This window comes from Variovorax sp. 01T432, from assembly GCF_056398605.1.
Genome location: NZ_JBFTPS010000078.1, coordinates 16,838 through 32,563, shown reverse-complemented (window position 1 = coordinate 32,563; position 15,726 = coordinate 16,838). Strand labels below are relative to the sequence as shown.

Annotated in this window: 12 protein-coding genes and 2 pseudogenes; 11 read left to right on the top strand and 3 right to left on the bottom strand. The window is 67.9% G+C overall.

The annotated features are described in order from the left end of the window. The 6 genes and pseudogenes from AC1DNF_RS33020 to AC1DNF_RS32995 form a co-directional block, all read left to right on the top strand. A pseudogene (locus AC1DNF_RS33020) lies at nucleotides 1-157 on the top strand (FAD-dependent oxidoreductase); the annotation flags it as partial. A 60-nt stretch (nucleotides 158-217) separates the two neighbouring features. Further along, a complete protein-coding gene (locus AC1DNF_RS33015; protein WP_478152880.1) occupies nucleotides 218-1,654 on the top strand; it encodes an amino acid permease in 1,437 nt (478 codons plus the stop codon). Nucleotides 1,655-1,802: 148 nt separating this feature from the next. Next, nucleotides 1,803-3,626, top strand: a complete 1,824-nt coding sequence (gene xsc / locus AC1DNF_RS33010) for a sulfoacetaldehyde acetyltransferase (RefSeq protein WP_478152879.1) — start codon at nucleotides 1,803-1,805, stop codon at nucleotides 3,624-3,626. 122 nt (nucleotides 3,627-3,748) lie between these two features. Then, complete coding sequence (locus tag AC1DNF_RS33005; RefSeq protein ID WP_478152878.1) at nucleotides 3,749-4,738, top strand: bifunctional enoyl-CoA hydratase/phosphate acetyltransferase; 990 nt, start codon at nucleotides 3,749-3,751, stop codon at nucleotides 4,736-4,738. Continuing rightward, complete coding sequence (locus tag AC1DNF_RS33000) at nucleotides 4,735-5,715, top strand: AAA family ATPase (protein ID WP_478152877.1); 981 nt, start codon at nucleotides 4,735-4,737, stop codon at nucleotides 5,713-5,715. Before AC1DNF_RS33005 ends, AC1DNF_RS33000 begins: the two co-directional genes overlap by 4 nt. Before the next feature lie 4 nt (nucleotides 5,716-5,719). After that, nucleotides 5,720-7,279 carry a cobaltochelatase CobT-related protein gene (locus AC1DNF_RS32995; RefSeq protein WP_478152876.1) on the top strand — a complete coding sequence of 520 codons (1,560 nt, stop codon included), beginning with the start codon at nucleotides 5,720-5,722 and terminating at the stop codon, nucleotides 7,277-7,279. Here the strand turns inward: AC1DNF_RS32995 and AC1DNF_RS32990 are convergent. Together AC1DNF_RS32990 and AC1DNF_RS32985 are read right to left on the bottom strand one after the other, a co-directional pair. After that, nucleotides 7,231-8,435, bottom strand: a pseudogene (locus AC1DNF_RS32990) (NAD(P)/FAD-dependent oxidoreductase). The gene AC1DNF_RS32995 and the pseudogene AC1DNF_RS32990 sit on opposite strands and share 49 nt — an antisense overlap. Before the next feature lie 16 nt (nucleotides 8,436-8,451). Continuing rightward, entirely contained in the window at nucleotides 8,452-8,850 is a 399-nt protein-coding gene (locus AC1DNF_RS32985; RefSeq protein ID WP_478152875.1) for a nuclear transport factor 2 family protein, read from the bottom strand. A gap of 262 nt (nucleotides 8,851-9,112) precedes the next feature. On the opposite strand from AC1DNF_RS32985, the gene AC1DNF_RS32980 reads away from it, so the two are divergent. Next, nucleotides 9,113-10,792 carry a methyl-accepting chemotaxis protein gene (locus tag AC1DNF_RS32980; protein ID WP_478152874.1) on the top strand — a complete coding sequence of 560 codons (1,680 nt, stop codon included), beginning with the start codon at nucleotides 9,113-9,115 and terminating at the stop codon, nucleotides 10,790-10,792. 28 nt (nucleotides 10,793-10,820) lie between these two features. Here AC1DNF_RS32980 and AC1DNF_RS32975 read toward each other — a convergent pair whose 3' ends face one another. Next, entirely contained in the window at nucleotides 10,821-12,230 is a 1,410-nt protein-coding gene (locus tag AC1DNF_RS32975; protein ID WP_478152873.1) for a M20 family metallopeptidase, read from the bottom strand. A gap of 121 nt (nucleotides 12,231-12,351) precedes the next feature. On the opposite strand from AC1DNF_RS32975, the gene AC1DNF_RS32970 reads away from it, so the two are divergent. The 4 genes from AC1DNF_RS32970 to AC1DNF_RS32955 all read left to right on the top strand — a co-directional run bounded on the left by AC1DNF_RS32970 (nucleotide 12,352) and on the right by AC1DNF_RS32955 (nucleotide 15,667). After that, complete coding sequence (locus AC1DNF_RS32970) at nucleotides 12,352-12,921, top strand: antitoxin Xre/MbcA/ParS toxin-binding domain-containing protein (RefSeq protein ID WP_478152872.1); 570 nt, start codon at nucleotides 12,352-12,354, stop codon at nucleotides 12,919-12,921. After that, a complete protein-coding gene (locus tag AC1DNF_RS32965; protein ID WP_478152883.1) occupies nucleotides 12,846-13,391 on the top strand; it encodes an RES family NAD+ phosphorylase in 546 nt (181 codons plus the stop codon). The genes AC1DNF_RS32970 and AC1DNF_RS32965 overlap by 76 nt, the downstream gene beginning before the upstream one ends. A gap of 213 nt (nucleotides 13,392-13,604) precedes the next feature. Further along, entirely contained in the window at nucleotides 13,605-15,017 is a 1,413-nt protein-coding gene (locus AC1DNF_RS32960; RefSeq protein WP_478152871.1) for a cytochrome C, read from the top strand. Nucleotides 15,018-15,031: 14 nt separating this feature from the next. Then, the gene (locus AC1DNF_RS32955; protein WP_478152870.1) at nucleotides 15,032-15,667 is read left to right on the top strand and encodes a c-type cytochrome; all 636 of its coding nucleotides are present in this window, start codon (nucleotides 15,032-15,034) and stop codon (nucleotides 15,665-15,667) included. The last annotated feature ends 59 nt before the right edge of the window (nucleotides 15,668-15,726 follow it).

The window sequence follows — 15,726 nt, the reverse complement described above, 5'->3', positions numbered from 1 at the left end:
AAAGAAGAGCAAGGTGTTCGAGCTGCCGATCTACAACTCGCCCCTGCCTTACCCGAACGTGCTCAACCTGGTCGAGTCGCGCGCCTTCGCCCCCTTCCGCCGCCTCGGGCAACGCGTCCTCTACCACTGGTACCACGCGCGCGACGAGCACTTGTGATCTTGCCGCCGGGCAGCAAGGCCGATCCGCGCCACATAGGTCAACGAGAAGGAGACATCCATGCATCCACAAGACGATCCGCGGCCCTCATCGGGCCTGCAACACAGCCTCAAGCAAAGACACATGACCATGATCGCCCTGGGAGGGGTGATCGGCGCCGGCCTGTTCGTCGGCAGTTCGGTCGTCATCCGATCAGCCGGACCGGCGGCCATCCTCTCGTTCCTGATCACCGGCGGGCTCGTCGTGCTGGTCATGCGCATGCTGGGCGAAATGGCGGTGGCCTTGCCAGCCGTCGGCTCGTTCTACGAGTACGCGCGGCTCGCCTTTTCCGACCGGCCCTCCGGCGGCGCGCTGGCGGGCTTCCTCACGGGCTGGATGTACTGGTATTTCTGGGTCATCGTGGTGGCGGTGGAGACCGTGGCCGGCGCAAAGCTGGTGTCGTTCTGGTTGCCGGACGTGCCCCAGTGGATGCTGGGGCTGGGCTTGATCGTTCTGCTCACGCTGACCAATCTGGTTTCGGTGAAATCCTACGGCGAGTTCGAATTCTGGTTCGCCTCGATCAAGGTCGCGGCGATCATCGTGTTCCTCTTCCTCGGCACGCTCTTCGTCCTGGGTCTGTGGCCCGCGACCAGTCCGGTCGCGTCTCCCGGCTTCGTCAACTTCACGACGCATGGAGGCTTCGCGCCCAACGGCATCGTTCCGATCCTCACCGGAGCGGTCGCCGCCACCGGCTTCTACTTCGGCGCGGAGATCGTGACGATCGCCGCTGCGGAAGCGGCGGAACCCGAGAGGGCGGTCGCCAAGGCCACGAATTCGGTGATCACCCGCGTGCTGATCTTCTACGTCGGCTCGATCCTCCTAGTGGTGGCCATCGTGCCGTGGAACTCGCCTGCGATCACGACACCGTATGTCAGCGCCCTGGCGGCGATGGGGATCCCCGGCGCTGCGCAGGTGATGAACGCCATCGTCCTGACGGCGGTGCTCTCCGCCCTGAACTCCGGCCTCTACGCTTCCTCGCGGATGCTGTTCGCCCTGACGAAGCGGGGCGATGCCCCGAAGGGCCTGACGCGGCTGAGCCGCAACGGCGTCCCGGTTCGCGCCATCCTGGTGGGCACCCTGTTCGGCTACGCGTCCGTGGTCATGTCCTACGTCTCGCCCGACCGGGTCTTCCAGTTCCTGGTCGACTCCTACGGCACAGTGGCGATCTTCGTCTACGTGCTCATCGCGGTGTCGCAGCTGCGCCTGCGGGCCAGGCTCGAGCGCGAAGCGCCGGAACGCCTGCGCGTGCGGATGTGGTGCTACCCATACCTGACCTACGTCGCAATCTTCGGCATGGTCGGCATCGTGGTGGCGATGGCCTTCATCCCCGAACAGCGCCAGCCACTGCTGCTCGGCATTGCCAGTCTCGGCATCCTCCTGCTCGCCTACGGCGTGAGAGCCCTCCTCGGCCGCCGGTCGGTGCCGGCGTCGTGCGCGGGCACCGTGCTCGAACGCTGAAGGCGGCGCTGTCCGATCCGCCGTTGGCCCCATGAATGGTTGCGTCCTGGCCCCACCGGGCCGCCCGCGCCCTTCGTAGCATTCAAGAACCCACCGAATTCCCAACCGGCCCCTTGTACCCCTGACACCCATTGGAGACATCAACATCATGACCAAGCAAGCACCCAGCATCGACCTCCGTACCGTCGCCATCGGCCCCCAGAAAATGACCCCCTCCGAGGCCTTCGTGGAGACCATGGTCGCGAACGGCGTCACCGACATGTTCGGCATCATGGGCTCCGCCTTCATGGATGCGATGGACATCTTCGCTCCCGCGGGCATCCGCCTGATCCCCGTGGTGCATGAGCAGGGCGCGGGCCACATGGCCGACGGCTATGCCCGCGTGAGCGGCCGCCACGGCATGGTCATCGGCCAGAACGGCCCCGGCATCAGCAACTGCGTCACCGCCATCGCCGCGGCCTACTGGGCCCACAGCCCGGTCGTCATCGTCACCCCGGAGACGGGCACCATGGGCATGGGCCTGGGCGGCTTTCAGGAGTGCAACCAGCTCCCCATGTTCCAGGAGTTCACGAAGTACCAGGGCCACGTGACGCACCCGGCGCGCATGGCCGAGTACACCGGCCGCTGCTTCGACCGCGCCATGTCCGAAATGGGCCCGACGCAGTTGAACATCCCGCGCGACTACTTCTACGGGGAGATCACCGCCGAGATCCCCAAGCCCTCCCGCCTCGACCGCGGCCCCGGCGGCGAGAAGAGCCTGAACGAAGCGGCCGAGCTGCTGGCCACGGCCAAATTCCCGGTCATCATCTCCGGCGGCGGCGTCGTCATGGCCGATGGCATCGAGGAATGCAAGGCCCTGGCCGAACGTCTGGGCGCTCCGGTGGTCAACAGCTACCTGCACAACGACTCGTTCCCGGGCAGCCACCCGCTCTGGTGCGGCCCGCTGGGCTACCAGGGCTCCAAGGCCGCCATGAAGCTCATCGCGCAGGCCGACGTGGTCGTCGCGCTCGGCTCGCGCCTGGGCCCCTTCGGCACCCTGCCGCAGCACGGCATGGACTACTGGCCCAAGAACGCCAAGATCATCCAGATCGACGCCGACAACAAGATGCTGGGACTGGTCAAGAAGATCTCGGTGGGTATCTGCGGCGACGCCAAGGCGGCCGCCACCGCGCTGACCAACCGGCTGAAGGGCAAGACCCTGGCCTGCGACGCCACCAAGGCCGAACGCGCCGACAAGATCGCCAGCGAGAAGGCCGCGTGGGAAAAGGAACTCGACGAGTGGACCCATGAGAAGGACCCGTTCAGCCTGGACATGATCGAGGAGCAGAAGAAGGAAAGAACGCCCTTCGGCGGCCACTACCTTCACCCGCGCCAGGTCCTGCGCGAGCTGGAGAAGGCCATGCCCGAGGACGTGATGGTGTCCACCGACATCGGCAACATCAACTCGGTGGCCAACAGCTACCTGCGCTTCGAGAAGCCGCGCAGCTTCTTCGCGGCGATGAGCTTCGGCAACTGCGGCTACGCCTTCCCGACCATCATCGGCGCTAAGGTTGCCGCGCCGCATCGCCCCGCGGTGTCCTACGCCGGGGATGGTGCCTGGGGCATGAGCCTGATGGAGACCATGACCTGCGTGCGCCACAACATCCCGGTCACCGCGGTCGTGTTCCACAACCGCCAGTGGGGTGCCGAGAAGAAGAACCAGGTCGACTTCTACAACCGTCGCTTCGTCGCGGGGGAACTCGAGAACCAGAGCTTCGCCGAGATCGCCCGGGCCATGGGCGCGGAAGGCATCACCGTGGACAAGCTGGAAGACGTCGGCCCCGCGCTCAAGAAGGCGATCGACATGCAGATGAACGAAGGCAAGACCTGCATCGTCGAGATCATGTGCACGCGCGAGCTGGGCGACCCCTTCCGCCGCGACGCGCTGGCCAAGCCGGTGCGCTTCCTCGAGAAGTACAAGGACTACGTCTGAGGTCTTGCCACCGTCGCTTCGGCGGTTGGCGACTCCCTTTTCACCCGGAGCCCGGGGGCGGCGCGCTGCCCTCGGCCCGGCATTTCCCGTCCCTTCATCCACACGTCCCGACAAGGCCAACGATGTTTCCTCCCTACCCCATGGCGAGCGCGGGCGAGCCGAAGACGACTCCGGCGCCGACGCAAGAACGCCCCCATCTGCAGGCGCTGATCGCACAGGCCCGCGCGCAGGGGCCCATTGCGATCGCCATGGCCTATCCCTGCGACGCGGCCTCGATCGAAGCCGCGCACGGCGCGGCGCAGGCCGGGTTGATCAACCCCATCCTCGTTGGCCCGCGCGCGCGCATCGAGGCCGCGGCGGCGCAAGCCGGCGTGTCGATCGCAGGCTATGTCGTGCAGGACACCGCGGACGATCCCTGCGCGGCCGCCACGAAGGCCGTGGCGTTGTGCCGCGATCACCGCGCGGCCGCGCTCATGAAGGGCGCGCTCCACAGCGACGAGTTGCTCGGCGCCACCTTCAGCCGCGAAGCCGGCCTGCGCACCGCCCGCCGCGTCAGCCATGTGTTTCTGATGGATGTGCCGGGCGTGGCGCGGCCGCTGCTGATGACCGACTGTGTGGTCAACATCGCCCCCGCGCTCCTCGACAAGCGCGACATCGCGCAGAACGCGATCGACTTCGCCATCGCCCTGGGCATCGCGACGCCGCGCGTGGCGATTCTGTCGGCGGTGGAAACAGTCAACCCGGCCATTCCCGGCACCATCGATGCGGCGGCACTGTGCAAGATGGCCGATCGAGGCCAGATCCGCGGCGGACTGCTGGACGGACCGCTCGCCTTCGACAACGCGATCTCGGCCAGGTCGGCGCGCAACAAGGGCATCAGCTCGCCGGTCGCCGGCCGGCCCGACGTGCTGCTGGTGCCCAACCTCGAGGCCGGCAACCTGATCTACAAGGAACTCGTCTACCTGGCGAATGCCGAATGTGCGGGCCTGGTGCTGGGCCTGCGCGTGCCTGTCGTCCTCACCAGCCGCTCCGATTCCGTGGCGAGTCGCGTTGCCTCCTGTGCGCTTTCGGTATTGATGAGCCGCCCGGCGCTGCTGGAGAAGGCGGCATGACCGAGCTGAATCAATCCCGCCCCGATCGAACGGTCTCCGTGCGCGAAGTGTTCGGCATCGACACCCACCTGCGGGTGCCGGCATTCAGCGAGGGCGAAGACCACGTACCCGAGATCGACAGCGCCTACCGCTTCAACCCGGAGGTCACGCTGGCACTGCTCGCCGGCTTCGCGCGCGATCGACGCGTGATGGTCCAGGGCCTGCACGGCACCGGCAAGTCCACGCACATCGAGCAGGTGGCGGCACGGCTGAACTGGCCCTGCGTGCGCGTCAATCTCGATGGCCACATCAGCCGGCTCGACCTGATCGGCAAGGATGCGGTGGTGCTGCGCGACGGCCAGCAGGTCACCGAGTTCCAGGAGGGCATCGTGCCCTGGGCGCTCCAGCGCCCCGTGGCGCTGATCTTCGACGAATACGATGCCGGGCGGCCCGACGTGATGTTCGTCATCCAGCGCATCCTGGAGCGCGACGGCAAGCTCACGCTGATGGACCAGAATCGAGTCATCAGCCCGCACCCCGGCTTCCGCCTGTTTGCCACCGCCAATACCGTGGGCCTGGGCAACCTCAGCGGCCTCTACCACGGCACGCAGCGGCTCAACCATGCGCAGATCGACCGCTGGAACATCGTCGCGACGCTCAACTACCTGCCGCGCGCCGAGGAGATCGCCATCGTGCAGGCACGCGTGCCGAAATTCGCCGATGCGGCCGGCCACGCGCTGATCGATTCGATGGTGGCGGTGGCCGACCTGACCCGCAAGGGCTTCGCCGTCGGCGACCTGTCGACGCTGATGTCGCCACGCACCGTGATCACCTGGGCCGAGAACATCGAGATCTTCCGCGATCCGGCGCTCGCCTTCCGGCTCTCCTTCGTCAACAAATGCGACGAGTCCGAGCGCCCCGTCGTGGCCGAATACTTTCAGCGCTGCTTCGACCGCGAACTCGAAGAGTCGCGCGAGCTCGCGACCCCACTGGAATGATGCGGTGAGCGTGTCACGGACAGCGGCGGCGCGGCACCATCGGGAGATCGAGGAACTCTGCGCAGCCTCGATCCGCGCGTTGACCGGAGATGCGGCCTTGCACTTTCGCGGCCACCGCCTGTTTCGCGGCCGGCGGGCGTTGCCGCCGTTCGCGCCGCACCTGCAATCCTCCCCTGAAAGCGAGGACCTCGGCTCCCTGCGCGGCGCGGCCGATGGCATGGCGCTGCGTCTGGCGCTGTCCGACGCCGGGCTGCACAAGAGCCTTCGCCCCGTCGACCCGCTCGCGCGAATGTTGTTCGAGCTGCTGGAACAGATCCGCGTCGAAGCTCAAGCACCGGCTTGCATGCCCGGCCTCGTGCACAACCTGACGCTTCGCCACGAACAGTGGTCGCTGGTCTTTCACCACAGCGGCCTGACCGAGACGGCCAAGGGGATCCTGCTCTACACGCTGGCCCAGATCTGCCGTGCGCGCGTGACGGCGCAACCCGTGCTCGAAGCCAGCGAAGGCGCGATCGAAGCCACGCGCATGGCGCTGGCGCCGGTGCTGGGCCACGATCTCGCCGGGCTGCGCAGGCAGCGGGCCGACCAGGCGGCCTATGCGGCGCATGCGCAGGCGATCGCCACCGCGGTCGCGCGGATGATCCATGGCGCCGGCGGAGCCGGCGATGACCGAGGCGACGCATCCGATGACGACCGCGACGAACGCCAGCTGCTCAGCCTCTGGATGGACTTCGAAGGCGACGAGGACGACGCAGGCGCCAGCCCGAGCCCCGGCGGCATCGGCGTGCCCGACGACGCCGATGACGGCTACCGCATCTTCACCACCGCCCACGACATGGAAGTGAGGGCGGCAACCCTGGTGCGCGCCGCATTGCTGAGGGAATACCGCGAACGCCTCGACCGCCGCATCTCGGGCCAGGGCCTCAACATCGCGCGCCTGGCACGCGAGCTGAAGGCGCTGCTTGCCGTGCCCGCGCGCAACGAGTGGGACGGCTCCCAGGAAGAGGGCCGCATCGACGGCCGGCGGCTTGCGCAACTCATCACCTCGCCGGGCGAGCGGCGCCTGTTCCGCATCGAACGGCAGGAGCCCGCGGCCGATTGCGTGGTGAGTTTTCTCATCGACTGCTCGGGTTCGATGAAGCAGCAGATTGAACCGGTCGCCATGTGGGTCGATGTGTTCGCGCGCGCGCTGGAGCAGGCCGGCGTCGCGGGCGAGGTGCTCGGCTTCACCACCGCCGCGTGGAACGGAGGCCGCGCGCTGCGCGACTGGCAGCGGGCCGGCCGGCCCAGGCACCCGGGCCGGCTCAACGAGGTCTGCCGGTTGATCTTCAAGGACGCGGACACGCCGTGGCGCCGGGCACGGCCCGACATTGCGGCGCTGCTGAAATCGGATCTGTTTCGCGAGGGGATCGACGGCGAGGCCGTGGACTGGGCCTGCGCCCGGCTGGAAAGCCGCAGCGAGGCGCGGCGCCTGCTGATCGTGCTGTCCGATGGCAGCCCGATGGACAGCGCGACTCACCTCGCCAATGACGCCCACTCGTCGCGCGCGTGGTACCAGTGGTAGAGGACGCGTTGCCCGAGGCGGCGGAAGGGGGCGAAGGCGCGCGACTCGACCAGGTTGAGCACGTTCGGGTAAGGCAGGGGCGAGTTGTAGATCGGCAGCTCGAACACCTTGCTCTTCTTTCCCGCGATGCGCTCGGCCATGCGGCGTCCGGCATGCGCGGAGAAGCTCACGCCGTTGCCGCCGTAGCCCAGCGCGTAGAACACGCTCTCCTTGGCGTCGGGCTGCATCACGCGCGGCATCATGTCGTGGCTCACATCCACCCATCCCCACCAGGAGTAGTCGATGCGGATGCCCTTGAGGGCGGGGAACTTGCGGTGCAGGCCCTCGACCAGCATGTGCATGTGGCGCGGGTCGGGCGCGTCGGCGCCGGTGATGGCGCTGCGGCTGCCGATCTGCACCCGGTTGTCGGGCAGCTTGCGGTAGTAGAAGCGCAGGGTGCGCGTGTCGGTCACGAAGGTGGTGGTGCGGAAGTTGGTCGCGGCCAGCTCCTCGGGCGTGAGCGCGCGGGTGACCAGCGAGTTCGACAGGATCGGCATGATCCTGGAGTCCAGGCTCTTGTGCAGGCCGTTGCTGGTGTAGCCGCCGGTGGCGAAGCCCACGGCGCGCGCGCGCACCGTGCCCCCGGGGGTCTGCAGGTAGTGCACGCCGTTGCGCGTGTGGAAGCCGGTCACGGGGCTTGCCGGATGCACCTTCACGCCCAGGGCGCGCGCCATGCGCAGGTAGCCGTGGGCGAGCTTGAGGGGGTGCACGCCGATGCCGTCGGGCTCGTGCATGGCGCCGCGGGCCTCGGCCTCGTTGAAGTAGTCGCGGCGCAGCTCCTCGGCGCCGAGCATGCGCGTGTCGTAGCCGAAGACCTCGCGCATGATCCTGGCCTCGTTGCGCAGGAAGTCCATCTTCTTGTCGCGGTGCGCCACGTACAGGTGGCCCCCGGGCTGGGCGTCGCAGGGCACTTCGGCCACCAGGCTCTTGACACGATCACCACGTCGGCGTCGGTGTCGCGCAGGATGGGGCCGTCGTCGGGCGGCGGGGAGCCGGCGGTGCCGACCCAGTAGGTCGGCGCGTAGTCGCGGCCCTGGCCCGGGTGGGGCGCCACCAGCGGGTCGTACCGCGGGTCGTAGGGGTTCAGGGGCGCAAGATGTCGTGCGCTGATGTCCATGATGGGGCTCCCGCGCTCACACGGTCCGGACGGGCGGGCGATCCTTGCGATAGGCGTTCTTCACCGCGATGCGCCCGTCCAGGAAGGTGAAGACATCGACCATGCGCGCTTCGATGCGCGTGCCGTCGGCCTTGGTGCCGCGAAAGGTCGATTCAGACACGCCGCGGTCGCCGCAGACGAAATGATCGCCGTCGAGCCAGGCCGCGTCGGGACAGGTCTGCCAGGCAAGCTGGAAGCCCGCGCGCACGGCCTCGCGGCCAACGAAGCTGCGGCCGAGCAGGTCGGGGCCGCCAACGGCATGGAACTCGCAGGCGTCGCTCATGAAGGACATCAATGCGTCGATGTCGTGGGCATTCCAGGCGTCTGCGAATGCGCGCAGGAATTTGGTGTCGGGGGGGCTGGATGGCTGGGTCATGAATCTGTCTCCATTCGGGGTGCGGAAAGCGAAGCAGGCAGCGTACGAGCCGCGGGCGCACGCCCGTGGCACCAGATCGGGGCAATTGCTGGAGCCAGTCGGCCAGATGCCGCGCCCGTTCCCGAGAAATCCAGCGCAGGCCTCAACTTTCCGCCCCAACCGCCGATATAGCCCTGTAGCGACCGTCGCCGGGGCATCAGAGCCCACGGGCGGCGGCGATGCCGGCTTTTCCGTGTCCCCCTTGTGTTCTGGAGTCTCCACCATGTTTTTGAGCAATGTCTCGATCGGCAAGCGCCTGGCCATCGTGCTGGGCGCGATCCTCGTCCTCTTTCTCGCCACCAGCGTGTCCGCGGTGCTGAAGCTGCGCCAGGTGGGCGAGGAGATCGAGACCATGGTGCAGGACAACGTCAAGACCGAACGCGCCGGCTCGGACTGGCTGCGCTACACCACCTCCGGCGTGCAGCGCGCGGCGGCCATCGCCAAGAGCAGCGACTCCAGCCTGATCGCCTATTTCGCACCGGCGACGGCCTCCTCCATCGCGGCCACCAATGATCTGCAGAAGTTCATCGAGGCCAAGCTGACCGCGCCCGAGGAACGCCAGCTGCTCGAGAAGGTCGGCGGCTTCCGCAAGGAGTACCTCGCCTCGCGCGAGGAGGTCAGCAAGCTCAAGCAGGCGGGCGACCTCGAAGGCGCCAACCGCGTCTTCGACTCGCGCTTCCAGCCCACCTCGGTGGCCTACATCGCCGGCGTGCAGCAGGTGGTCGACCAGCAGCGCGAGAAGCTCGACGCCGCCGCGCAACGCGCCGAAGCCCAGCGGGCCCAGACCAGCACCCTGCTGGTCATCTGCTCCGCCACCACATTGATCCTGGGCGCCTTGCTGGCCTGGTTCCTGGGCCGCAGCATCACGCATCCGCTGCGCCGCGCCGAGACCATGGCGCGCTCGATCGCCGACATGGACCTCACGGGCACGCCGGAGACGCGCTATGCCCAGGACGAGACCGGCCGCCTGCTGAACGCCCTCGACCTCATGCGCACCGCCTTGCAAGGCTCGCTGCAGCAGGTGCACGGCGTGGTGATGAACGTGTCGACCGCCAGCACCCAGATCGCCTCGGGCAACCAGGACTTGTCTTCCCGCACCGAGCAGCAGGCCAGTTCGCTGCAGGAAACGGCGGCCTCGATGGAAGAACTCACCAGCACCGTCAAGCAGAACGCCGACAACGCCCGCCAGGCCAATCAGCTGGCCGTCTCGGCCTCCGAAGTGGCGGTGAAGGGCGGCAGCGTGGTGTCGCAGGTGGTTGGCACCATGGGCTCGATCAATGCGTCCTCGCGCAAGATCGTCGACATCATCGGCGTCATCGACGGTATCGCCTTCCAGACCAACATCCTGGCCTTGAACGCGGCGGTGGAAGCCGCGCGGGCCGGCGAGCAGGGGCGCGGCTTCGCGGTGGTGGCTTCCGAAGTGCGCAGCCTGGCGCAGCGCTCGGCCGCGGCGGCCAAGGAGATCAAGACGCTGATCGGCGACTCGGTCGACAAGGTGGAAGAGGGCAGCAAGCAGGTGGCCGAGGCGGGCAAGACGATGGAAGAGATCGTCGACAGCGTCAAGCGCGTGACCGACATCATGGGCGAGATCACGGCGGCTAGCCAGGAGCAGACTTCAGGGATCGAGCAGATCAACCAGGCCATCTCGCAGATGGACCAGGTGACGCAGCAGAACGCGGCGCTGGTGGAAGAAGCCTCGGCGGCGGCCGAATCGCTGCAGGAGCAGGCCGGCAGCCTGTCGCAGATCGTCGGCGTCTTCAAGCTCGACCACGCGCCAGCCGATCGCCCGGCCGCGCCTGCGCGCACGGCCCTTGCCGCCCCCCAGGCGCCCCGCGGGAAGCAGCCCGCCATCGCCGCGCCGCAACGCAAGAAGAGGCAAGAGCCGGTGCTCGCGTCCCACTGACCGCGTGCGGCCGCGGCCGCTTCAGGCCTCAGGAGGCGAGCGCGCCGGCCTTCCAGGGCGCCGCACCGGCCTCGCCCAGATCCCAATAGAGCCCGGCCATGATCTGCAGGCCTTCCCGCGCCACCGAGCCCAGCAGGTGCTCGTTGGGCGCATGCTGGGAACAGGCCGGATAGGAATGCGGCACCCACAAGGTCGGCAGGCCCAGCAGCACGGCGAAGGCGTCGTTGGGCAGCGAGCCCGCCAGGTTGGGCAGCAGGTCGGCGCGCTGACCGCAGCTGCGCGCGATGGAGTCCTGCGCCCATTCGACCCAGGGGTTCTCCACGTCCAGACGTGTCGCCGCCCCCGCCATCGTCACCTGCACCTCGACCTGCCGGAACCCGTGTGCGTCGAGGTGCTCGCGCACGATCCGGGCGAGGTCTTGCCAGGGCGTGCCGACCACGAAGCGCAATTGGCAATGCGCCACCGCTTCCGGCGGAATCGCGTTGACCGGCCGCTGCGGCGCGCCGGCGCCCAGTGCGAGCACCTCGATGGTGTTCCAGGCCATCAGGCGCTCGGCGGCGCTCAGGCCCGGCTCGCCCCAGCCTTCGTCGAGCGCCGGATCGTCCGCGTCGCCGCCGATGCGGATGTCGGCCAGCGCCGCGCGCACCGCTTCGGTCACCGGCGGCGGACGCAGCGCCTCGACCAGGATGCGGCCGCGCGCGTCGACCAGGGAGGCCACCGCGTGGCTTACGATGATGCCGGGGTTGGCGAGCACCCCGCCCCAGTTGCCCGAGTGGTAGCCGCGCGTGCGGCTGCGCACCCGCAGGCTGAAATTGACGGCGCCGCGCGAGCCGAGGAACACGGTCGGGCGGCGGGCGTTGACGCGCGGACCATCGCAGGCGATCAGCAGGTCGGCGCGCAGCTTGTCGCGCTCCCGCGCGCACAGGGCATGCAGGCCGGGCGACCCGGCCTCCTCGCCCGTCTCGAACAGCAGCGTGACGTTGTAGCCCAGGCGACCGTCGCGCGCCTTCAGCACCGCGGCCAGCGCGCCGAGGTTGATGGTGTGCTGTCCCTTGTTGTCCGCGCTGCCGCGGCCGTACCAGCGGTCGCCCTCGATGGTAAGCGTCCAGGGGCTCAGCCCCTCGCGCCACTGCGCATCCTGGCCGCTCACGACGTCGCCGTGCCCGTAGCTGAGCACGGTGGGCAGCGCTTCATCTTCCACGCGGCGCGCGATCAGGAAGGGGCCGCCACCGGCCACCGGATTGGCGATCCGCTCGCATTCGAAACCCATCGCCGCGAGGGGCGGCCCCAGGTCGTCGCGCAGGTAGGCCTCCAGCGCGGGCGGGGCCGTGCCGGTGTCGCTCTCGGTGCGGACGGCGACGCGCCGCCGCAGGTCCTCGAAGAAGCCGCCTTCATCGAAGTACGCGGCGGCGGCGCGGAGGCTGTCGGATCGTGGCATGAGAGTTCCTGTTCGTTCGCGGATGATGCCGCATTCCTCCTCGTTCGGGCCGGCGTCGATGCCGTGGCATTGCATTTGCAAGTGTGTTGCATTGCAAATGCAACCATGCTGAGGTCGCGGCATGCCGAAACATGAAGCCCCGGCCAGACGCGGCCGTCGCTCCGCCAATGCGGCGCCCGCCGTGCCGGCCCATTCGCCCGCCCGCGCCATCGCGATGGAATTCGACGAGGTCTTCGATCACGCGTTTTCGGCATCGCGGACGCCGCATCGGCTGCCGGCGCGCGGGCCGAAGCACTTCTTCCTCTACAGCGACTCCATCCGCCTCGACCGCGATGCCGTGTCGCACTACGCGTCGGAGAGCGTGCACGCCGAAGTCCTGGAGGCCTGGTTCAAGGCCTCGCGCCTGCCTCGCCGGAAGGACCTGTGGCTGTCCCTCTGCGTCAATGCGTCGACGCTGTCCCGAACCCCGCCGGAAAAGGAGATGGACCCCGTCCTGACGGAGCGGATGTTCCGTCAGGCCGACCTCATGGTGCGCGCCGTGGAGGTGTTCGGCGAAGAGGGCCCGACGTGGATGACCAAGCCGCATCCTCTGCTCGACAACAAGACGCCGGCCGAATTTGCCGGCAACGAGTACGGCGGCGAAAAGGTCCGCTCGATCCTGAATGCCATCGAGCACGGGGGCGTTGTCTGAGCGTCTCGGTCTGGCGGATCGGCACGACCAGGGCCTTGCGCCTCGACCAGCTCGCGCAGGGGTCCACATTGGCGCCCGGCCGCTGGCACCTGCCGCCACCCGAAGGCCATGCGGTGGTCTATGCCGGCGGCAGCCGCGCCATCTGCCAGCTCGAGAAGCGTGTGCACAGCAACGGCGTCCGGCCTTTGAACCAGCCCTTGCTGCGTCTGGACCTGCCGGGGGGCGCGCCACTCGAAGACGTGCGCGACATGATGGCGCTGGCCGACGACTGGATCGCTCGGGAAGCCTTGACCCAGCAGGCCGGCATCGAGTGGCGGCGCAGCGGCCATGCGCTGGGCTTGTGGGTGCCCTCGGCGGTCGAGCCGGGCGAGAACAACCTCTTGCTCAATCCCGACCATCCCGCCTTTCGATCCATCCTGCTGACGGTCGAGCGCAACCCGTTCGCCTTCGACGGCCGGATGTTTCCGTAGGCGGTCCCGATGCCTGCCGCGCTCGCGGCGGCCGCGCCCGCTCCCGCATCGCGATCGCCCTCCGCACATGCTGCCGGGAAGCTGACCTCGGTTGATTTCCAGTGAAGGCGTCGCCCGGTGGCAACACGGGTGAAATCATCCATATCCCTCATGCATTCAGGGTCTAGAGTGATCCTGTAGGCGTTCCACCCGAAACGCATTGAGGAGGACACGATGACCATGCCGCATGTCTCGTTCACGAAGTGGATCGCCTCGGCGCTGTGTGCCGCCGCCCTCGGGCTCGCGGCCTCGTCGGCCAATGCGGTTCCCGCGTTTGCGCGCCAGACCGGACAGAACTGCGTCGCTTGCCATGTGAGCTTTCCGGAGCTCACGCCCTACGGTCGATGGTTCAAGCTGTCCGGCTACACCATCGGAGTCCGGCAGGCCGTGCCGCTGGCGATGATGGCCCAGATCGGTCGCACGTCGATCAGCAACAACGACGACGGCACGAGCACGGGGACGCTGGTGACCGCGCGCGACCGCAACGTCGCGCTCAACGGAGCGAGCGCGTTCCTGGCGGGCAAGGCGACGGACAACATCGGCGGCTTCGTGCAGTGGACCTACTCGCGCAACTACAGCACGGACGGCACGAGCGTCGGTCACAGCGGCATCGACAACACCGATATTCGCTGGATCGGCCGCATCCTCGGCCGCACGAGCGGGGAGGGCAATACCAGCGGTGACGCCAGCGCCGACGCGGGCGCGGTCAAGTTCCTCTACGGCTTGACCCTGCACAACAACCCGACGGTGCAGGACGTCTGGAACAGCTCCCCGGCGTTCGGCTATCCGTTCACGGCGTCTCCAACGGCGGTCGGGCCCACGGCCGGAACGCAGATCGAGGGTGCATTGGCGCAGCAGGTCGCGGGCATCGGCGTGTATGGCTTCTATGACAGGACCTGGTATGGCGAGCTGACCGCCTACCGGACGGCCGATGGCGGTCTCTCGATCCTGCGCGCGGGCCAGGACACCAGCACGCCGGGGGCGGTCGCGCGCCTGTCCGGCACGAACCCCTACGCGCGCTTTGCCTACAACAAGGAGTGGGGTCCCCATTCGCTGATGCTCGGCGCCTTCGGCATGCGCGTGGATCGGTTTGTCGACAACACCAATCCCGACAGCGGCACCGATCGCTTCACGGACAAGGGCGTCGATGCGCAGTACCAGTACATCACGAACCCGCACACGATCACCTTGCAGGCTCGGTACGTCAACGAGCACCAGGACTACGCTTCCAGCTTTGCCCAGGGATTGACCGCGAACCCGACCGACACCCTGAATTCGACGCGGCTGAAGGCCTCCTACTATTACGACCGCAAGTACGGCGTGACCCTCAGCAGCTTCTCCCTGAACGGCAGCGCCGATCCCAACCTGTACGCGCCCGCGCCCGTCACGGGGAGCTTCAACGGCAAACCCGACAGCAGGGGCTACGTGCTCGAACTCGACTACGTGCCGGTCCAGAACATCCGCCTCATGCTGCAGTACACGGCTTACACCAAGTTCAACGGCGGCGGCGTGGGCTACGACGGCGTGACGACGCGAAGACCCAGCGACAACAACACCTTGTTCTTCAACGTATGGTTTGCTTACTGAACCGGGGACAACACATGACTCAATCCCGCATGATGGTCCTGGCGCGAGCCCTGGTGGCCGGCACCTTGCTGACCGCGCAGGCGTTTGCCTTCGCGCAAGGCACGCTGGCCGATGCCGACCAGACCGCGAGCAAGGTGGCCGGATCGATCTGTGCGTCCTGCCACGGACCGACCGGCGTCAGCACCTCTCCGCTCTTTCCGCGTCTTGCGGGTCAACAGGAGCTCTACCTGGTCGCCCAGTTGAAGGCCTTCAAGGGCAAGACGCGCGGTGAGCAGGACGCGCACGACTACATGTGGGGCATGGCCACCTTGCTCGAAGATTCGGTGATCGAGGCCCTGGCGCGCTACTACGCCGCTCAGAAGCCAGGCGCGGGCATCGCCGGCAATCCGCAGTTGATCGCCCGCGGCAAGAGCCTGTTCGAGAAGGGCGACCCCTCGCGCAACATCGTCGCCTGTTCGACATGCCATGGCGATGCGGCCCAGGGCAATGCCATCTTCCCGCGCCTGGCCGGCCAGCACGCGGCTTATGTGCTGCGCCAGCTCGAAGTGATCCAGGGCAAGTTTCGCGACTCCCCGGTCATGCACGGCGTCATCAAGGAACTCGACGCGAACGACATGAAGGCGGTGGCCGAGTACGTGCAGTCGAGGTAGATGAAGTTGCCCACCCGCGGCTCCCCGAGGCGCTGACGGCGGCTTCGCGGCCGAGCCGA